General features: G+C 75.4%; 5 protein-coding genes. 2 read left to right on the forward strand and 3 right to left on the reverse strand.

Going from position 1 to position 7,018, the window contains the following annotated elements:
- Positions 1-170 precede the first annotated feature (170 nt).
- Positions 171-2,213, forward strand: coding sequence for an elongation factor G (gene fusA / locus E1300_RS21735; protein ID WP_131758870.1), 2,043 nt, complete (start codon positions 171-173; stop codon positions 2,211-2,213).
- Between the two features lie 97 nt (positions 2,214-2,310).
- On the opposite strand, the gene E1300_RS21740 is transcribed toward fusA, so the two are convergent.
- The 3 genes from E1300_RS21740 to E1300_RS21750 all read right to left on the reverse strand — a co-directional run bounded on the left by E1300_RS21740 (position 2,311) and on the right by E1300_RS21750 (position 5,766).
- Positions 2,311-3,138, reverse strand: coding sequence for a helix-turn-helix domain-containing protein (locus tag E1300_RS21740; protein ID WP_165502926.1), 828 nt, complete (start codon positions 3,136-3,138; stop codon positions 2,311-2,313).
- A 121-nt stretch (positions 3,139-3,259) separates the two neighbouring features.
- The gene (locus E1300_RS21745) at positions 3,260-3,913 is read right to left on the reverse strand and encodes a LuxR C-terminal-related transcriptional regulator (protein ID WP_131758872.1); all 654 of its coding nucleotides are present in this window, start codon (positions 3,911-3,913) and stop codon (positions 3,260-3,262) included.
- On the reverse strand, positions 3,904-5,766 hold the full coding sequence (locus tag E1300_RS21750) for an ATP-binding protein (RefSeq protein ID WP_131758873.1): 1,863 nt from the start codon (positions 5,764-5,766) through the stop codon (positions 3,904-3,906). Before E1300_RS21750 ends, E1300_RS21745 begins: the two co-directional genes overlap by 10 nt.
- A 303-nt stretch (positions 5,767-6,069) precedes the next feature.
- Here E1300_RS21750 and E1300_RS21755 point away from each other — a divergent pair.
- On the forward strand, positions 6,070-7,018 hold a 949-nt coding region (locus E1300_RS21755; RefSeq protein ID WP_131758874.1), incomplete at its 3' end, for a serine/threonine-protein kinase.

The raw sequence follows: 7,018 nt of genomic DNA on the forward strand, positions 1-7,018 counted from the left end.
TTCCGCCGCGCGGCTGCGGGTGCGCGGCGGCGGAAGCGAATGTTTTCAGTGACGGCGAAAAAAGTGTTGGCCTTTCGATTGCATATGCAGTTATCGTCGCGCTGCCGTGCCGAGGGCGAACGCGTGCTCGGCGGCCGTCAGCCGATTTCCCGAAGGAGGGCCGATTTCCGATGACCGCCACTTTCCTTGACCTCGCCAAGGTCCGCAACATCGGGATCATGGCGCACATCGACGCGGGGAAGACGACGACCGCCGAGCGGATCCTGTACTACACGGGCGTCTCGCACCGGATCGGTGAGGTCCACGACGGCGACACCGCCCTGGACTACACGAAACAGGAGCGGGAACGCGGGATCACCATCACGTCCGCCGCGACGACCTGCCACTGGGACGGCCATACGGTCAACCTCATCGACACCCCGGGGCACGTCGACTTCACCGTCGAGGTCGAGCGGTGCCTCCGCGTGCTGGACGGCGCCGTCGCGGTGTTCGACGGTGTCGCCGGGGTCGAGCCGCAGTCGGAGACGGTGTGGCGCCAGGCCGACCGGTACGGCGTGCCGCGCGTCTGCTTCGTCAACAAGATGGACCGGGCCGGGGCCGGCCTCGACCGCTGCGCCGGCATGATCGCCGAGCGGCTCGGGGCCGTTCCGCTGGTGCTCCAGCTGCCGATCGGCGCGGAGGCCGGGTTCACGGGCGTCGTCGACCTCGTGGCGATGCGGGCGCTCGTCTGGCCCGCCGACGCCCCGCCGGGCGCGGACTACGACGTCGTGGACGTCCCGTCCGGGCGCGCCGAGGAGGCCCGGCGCCGGCGCGGTAGGCTGCTCGACACGCTCGCCGACGCCGACGACCGGTTCATGCGGCTGTACCTGGACGGCGCCGAGCCGGCCGAGGAGGAGGTGCACGCCGCGATCCGCCGCGCCACGATCGCGTCCGCGGTCACGCCGGTGCTGTGCGGCAGCGCGTTCCGGAACAAGGGCGTGCAGCCGCTGCTGGACGCCGTGGTCCGGTACCTGCCGTCCCCGCTGGACGCCGCCGCACCGGGCGGCGCCCCCGGCGGACCGGTGGACGGCGCGCCGCTCGCGGCACTGGCCTTCAAGATCGTCACGGATCGGCATCTGGGCCGGCTGACGTTCGTCCGGATCTACTCCGGGCGGCTGGAGTCCGGCGCGTCCGTGCTCAACAGCGTCAAGGGGAGGAGGGAGCGCGTCGGCAAGGTGTACCGCATGCACGCGGACGCCCGCGAGGAGATCGCGGCGGCGGGCGCTGGCGACATCGTCGCCGTCATGGGGCTGAAGCAGACCACGACGGGCGAGACGCTGTGCGCCCCGGACGCGCCCCTGGTGCTGGAGTCGATGGACTTCCCGGCGCCGGTGCTGGAGGTCGCCGTCGAGCCGCGGGCGCGCGGCGACCGGGAGCGGCTCGGCGCCGCGATCCAGCGGCTCGCCGAGGAGGACCCGTCCTTCCAGGTGCGCGCGGACCCCCGGACCGGCCAGACCGTCATCGGCGGGATGGGCGAGCTGCACCTGGAGGTCCTCGTCGACCGGATGAAGGAGGAGTCCGGCGTCGAGGCCAACATCGGCAGGCCCCGCGTGGCCTACCGCGAGACCGTCACGGCCGCCGCCGAGAAGGTCGAGTACACGCACAGGAAGCAGACGGGAGGCAGGGGCCAGTACGCGAAGGTGCAGATCTCGGTCGAGCCTTCCGACGTCCCGTACGAGTTCGTGAACAGGGTCACCGGCGGGCGCGTCCCGAAGGAGTTCGTGCCCTCGGTGGACGCGGGGTGCCAGGACGCGATGCGGTCCGGCGTGCTCGCGGGCCACGAGATGACGGGCGTGCGCGTCGTCCTCGTGGACGGCGACCACCACGTCAAGGACTCGTCCGAGCTCGCCTTCAGGATCGCCGCGTCGCGCGCCTTCCGGGAGGCGGTGCGGCGGGCGGCGCCCGCGCTGCTCGAACCGGTCATGTCCGTCGAGGTCGGCACGCCGGACGACCACCTGGGCGACGTCATCGGCGACCTCAACGCCCGGCGCGGCCACGTCGAGGGCGTCGGCGACGGCGTCGTCACGGCGCTGGTGCCGCTGGCGGAGATGTTCGGCTACGTCGGCGCCCTCCGCGGCCTGACCAGGGGCCGCGCGGTGTTCTCGATGGCGTTCGCGTCCTACGCCGAGGTCCCCGCGGCGGTGGCCGCCAAGGTCATCGCCGCCGGAACCTGACGCGCGCCCGGCCGCACGGGACAACCCGTCCCGTGCGGCTGGACGCGCCAGGCGGCTCGGCGGGACGGACGGCGCGCCTCGGGGTGCGTGCGGGCCGTTAGGCGTCGTTCATGTGCTCTTCGATCATCGTGCGGCTCGGGGCGGGGGCGAGGGCGACGTCCTCGATGAGGTCCCAGGTGGAGCTGAGGTCGCAGCCGGCCAGGTCGATGCCGAGCGTGGTGTGGACGACCGAGATCCGGTCGTTCGTGGCGGGCAGGTCGAACACGTCGAACGAGCCGTGCAGGCCGGCGTGCGCGCCCACGCTGATCGGGACGACGCGGACGCTGGTGCGGTCGTCCGCGGACAGGTCGAGCAGCCGGGCGCACTGGCCGCGCCTGACCGCCGGCGGGCCGCCGCGCAGCGCCGACTCGCAGACGATCACGTCGAGCCGGCGCGGGACGCCGCCGGGGCGGTGCCGCTGGCGCTGGTCGAGCAGGTCCCACTCCTCGTCGGCGTCCACCTCCGGGACGCGGTGCGCGAAGCCGAGGCGCGCGTACGCCTCCGACCGCACCAGTTCGGGCACCACGGCGATGCCGTAGGTGTGGATGGTCGTGGCCTCGGACTCCAGCGTGTACAGGTCGCGGACCAGCGCCTTCAGCCGCCCGGCGTGCCGGGCCAGCCACGGCGGCCCGTCCGGGCGGGCCGCGAGGTCGACGACGACCTCGCGCATCCGGTGCGGCGGCACCCCGTAGGCGTCGAGCACCTCGCGGGCGCGGGCGGGCGCGACCGGCTCGAAGCCCGTCTCCAGCCGGACCAGCCAGTCGGCGTCGCAGCGGAGCCGGTCCGCGGCCTCGTCGTAGGTGAGGCCGAGCGCCTCGCGGATCTGCCGGAACAGCAGACCCAGCCTGCGGGCGTTGATGTTCGGAGCACGATAGTCGACCGGCATGCCCACCATCGTGGAGCATGGACGTGTGCTCTGTGCGCCGAACCGGTCACATTGCGTCAATATCACCGGACCGCCTGGACTCCCGCCCGCCCGGCGCGAGCACTGTGACGTGCCCGGCGGGTCACCGCCCGGGCGGCGGACGGCGGTCGGCGAGGTAGGCGAGGACGGCGCTGACGCGGCGGTTGCCGGTGGCGTCCTCGCCGATGCCGAGCTTCTGGAACACGCCGCGCGCGTGCGAGCTGACCGTCGCCTCGGCGATGTGGAGGCGCCCGGCGATCCCGCGGTCGGACAGGCCCTGCGCCATCAGCGCGAGCACGTCCCGCTCGCGCCGGGTGAGCGCGCGCAGCCCGCCGTGCGCGGCGAGCGGCAGCGCGACGACGTCCGGGTCGACGGCGATGCCGCCCGCCGCGATCCGGTGTAGCGCCTCGTCCAGCGCGGCGGCGTCCGCGAGGCGGTCCTTCAGCAGGTAGCCGACGCGGGACGGGTTCTCGCGGAGCAGTTCGGCGGCGTAGTCGTCCACGTAGCGGGACAGGACGAGCACGGCCACCGCGGGGAAGTCGCGGCGCAGCCGGACGGCGAGCCGCAGCCCCTCGTCGGTGCCGGTCGGCGGCAGCCGCACGTCCAGCAGGACGAGGTCGGGGCGGTGCCGGGCGACCAGCGCCGGGACGCCCTCCGGCCGCGTCGCGGTCGCGACCACCCGGTGCGAGAGCCGGGACAGCACCCGCAGCAGGCCCTCGCGGTCGAGCAGGCCGTCCTCGACGACGATCACCCGCACGGCGGTTCCAGCGGCGGGGCGGGCGGCAGCGGCGGGGCGGGCGGGTGTGCGGGGAGTTCGGCGGTCAGCATGGTCCCCTTTCCGGGCGGGCTGTGCAGGGTCAGGGCGCCGTCGAGGGCGGCGACGCGGTCGAGCAGCCCGGCGAGGCCGGAGTCCGGGCCCGGTGCCGCCCCGCCGATCCCGTCGTCCTCGACCTCGACGACGAGCCGGTCGCCGTCCAGGGCGACGCGGACGCGGACGGACGTCGCGCGGGCGTGCCGGGCCGCGTTGGCGAGCGCCTCACCGGCCACGAAGTAGGCGGTCGCCTCCACGGTGCGGTCGAGGCGCGGCAGGTCCGCGACGTCCAGGGTGACCGGGACGGTGCTGCGCAGCGCGAGCTGCTCCACGGCGGGCCGGAGGCCGCGCGCGGTCAGGACGGCGGGGTGGATGCCGCGGGCCAGCTCGCGCAGCTCCCGGACCGCCTCGCGCAGCTCCGCCTCCGCCTCGTCCAGCAACCGGGCGGTGCCGGGCGCGGCGACGGTGCCGCGGAGCTCGTCGCGGGCCTCGGCCAGCGCGACCCCGATGCGCAGCATCCGCTGCTGCGCGCCGTCGTGCAGGTCGCGCTCCAGCCTGCGGCGGGCCCGGTCGCCGGCCTCCACGAGCCTCGCCCGGGACGCGCGGACCTCGGCGAGCCGGGCGCGGACCTCCGCCTCCAGCCGCGCGTTCTCCAGCGCGAGCCGCGCCGTGGCGGCGACCGCCTCCAGCAGCCGCGGCTCGTCCCGCAGCGTCGGGTCGTGCAGCAGGACGGCGGCGGGCCGGTCCAGGGGGCCGACCACGGTGAAGCGCCTCGGGTCGGGCGCCTCCGGGACCGGCACGGGCGCGCCGGTCCCGTCGACCCAGCCGCCGGCCACCGGATAGGCGACCTGGAGCTGCGGGTCGCCGAGCGCCGCGGCGAGCGCCGCCTCCAGCCGCCCGGCGGGCAGCACGGCGATGCCCCGGACGAGGTCGGACACCCGCGCCTCGTCCAGCCGCTCGCGCAGCTGCCCGAGGAGGAACGCGGCCGGCACCGTCAGCAGCGACGTGAACTGCGCGGCGGCGAGGACGGACTCCGCCCCGGGCGCCCCCGCCGGCGGCAGGTGGACGGCCCCGAGCAGGTTGATCGACGCCCACAGCACCGCCGCGATGATCATGGCGGCGGTGGGGAACAGCAGCAGCCGCCGCTCCCGGCCGCCCGCGCGCAGGAACCGCCGGACGATGACCGACGCGCCGGCGAGGACGAACACCACCGTCCCGGCCGCGAGCGCCTGCGTCGTCAGCCGCCCCGCGTCCGGGTCGGAGGTGAGGCTGAGCGGGGCGCAGACGTCCCGGCACTCGCCGTCCGGGCGGGCCGGCCCGAACACCGCCAGCAGCACCACCGACACGGCCCCGAACACGTATCCGGCCGCCGTGACGGCCCGTCCGGCCAGGTCGCGGACGGCACCGGACGGGTAGGCCAGGAACACGTGCGCGCCCAGCGGGAGTTGCAGCGCCGTCAGCAGCAGCCCGGCCGTCGCCATGACCCGCAGCGCGAGACCGGGGGCGGCGAGGGCGAACGAGGCGGGGGCGTCCGCCGCGAGCAGCAGCCCGAGCAGCGTCATCAGGACGCCCATCGGCGAGCGCGGCCGGATCCGGGCGACGAGCGCTCCGGCGACCAGCCACCCCGTGACCTGCACGAGCTCCTTGGTGTAGAAGACGGCGCCGTGGCCGCCCCAGCGCGCCGCGAGCCACGCGTCGCCCAGCACGACCGCCAGCCCGGTGCCGAGCATGACCGGCACGGCGACGCGCACGGCGGGACCCGCCGCCGGCGCGGCGGCGCGGAAACCAGGGTTTTCCATGAGGCGGACCGGAGGCCCGTCAGGGCACTCTGAGCACGGCGCCGGCATTCGCGGAACCCGTTGGCCGGCACTGGGGGAACGGCACAGCGTGGATCATCCCACGCTCCTTCTCGGCTTATGGGGGTGCTCGGGAAAGTTGTCGACCGAACGCCATGGTAACTGTGCGCGGCCGTCCGTTTCCCGGAAGTCGCCGGATGGTGACAATGCGCCGCGCAATGGTCGTCCCAAACGGTCGCCCCCGTCCACCCATAACCGCTTTCCAGGCCGGACGAGATCGTATCGGCGGACAATTCAGGGGGCACGGTGACGAGCAACTGGCGGCTTGACGGGTTCACCGAGATCGGCGAACTCGGCACGGGAGCGCAAGGACGGGTCGTGCTGGCCCGCAAGGACGGGACGGGGCCGCTCGTGGCCATCAAGTACGTCCCGGACGGCACCCGCGTGCCCACCAGGCGGGAGGCGCGGATCCTCGCCGCGGTGCGCGACCCGCACGTGGCCCGCTTCCACGACCTGGTCGAGACCCCGGAGGGGACCGCGCTGGTCATGGAGGCCGTGGAGGGCGTCACCCTGCGCGCCGTCCTCGACCGCAACGGCGGGCTCGTCCCCGAGGCGGCGCTGCTCGTCCTCAAGGGGTCGCTGCTCGGGCTCGCCGCGGCGCACGCGGCGGGTGTCGTGCACCGCGACTACAAGCCGGCCAACGTCGTCGTCCGCGCGGACGGCGACAGCAAGCTCATCGACTTCGGGGTCGCGACCCCGGCGGGGGCGCGGTCGCGCTCGGGCACGCCCGCCTACATGGCCCCGGAGCAGTGGGACGGCGACGCCGCCACCCCCGCCACCGACGTGTACGCGGCGACCTGCGTGTTCGTCGAGTGCCTCACCGGCCGCCCGCCGTACGCGGGCGAGGCCGCGCTGGAGTTGATGGCCCAGCACACCGCCGACCCCGTCCCGCTGGACGGCCTGCCGCGACCGGTGCGGCCGCTCGTGGCGCACGGCATGGCCAAGGACCCCGCCCGGCGCCCGGCGACCGCCGCCGAGTTCGCCGCCCGGCTCGAAGCCGCCGCCGGAGCCGCCTACGGCGCGGACTGGGAGGCCCGCGGCCGCGCGGCGCTGGCGGCCCTGGCCCTGCTGCTCATGCCGGACGCGGGGGCGCCCGCCGGCTCCACATCGCTGGCGGAGACGACCCTCTCCGAGACCGCGCTGCCCGAGACCGCGCTGCCCGCGGCGGGCCTGGTGCGCCGCCGCCGCGGCTGGG

Source organism: Actinomadura fibrosa, assembly GCF_900659615.1.
GTDB classification, from domain to species: Bacteria; Actinomycetota; Actinomycetes; order Streptosporangiales; family Streptosporangiaceae; genus Spirillospora; species Spirillospora fibrosa.

Excerpts from the sequence above, each read along its gene's own strand:
- fusA (WP_131758870.1), top strand. The coding sequence starts at position 171 with ATGACCGCCACTTTCCTTGACCTCGCCAAGGTCCGCAACATCGGGATC.
- E1300_RS21750 (WP_131758873.1), bottom strand. The coding sequence starts at position 5,766 with ATGGAAAACCCTGGTTTCCGCGCCGCCGCGCCGGCGGCGGGTCCCGCC.
- E1300_RS21740 (WP_165502926.1), bottom strand. The coding sequence starts at position 3,138 with ATGCCGGTCGACTATCGTGCTCCGAACATCAACGCCCGCAGGCTGGGT.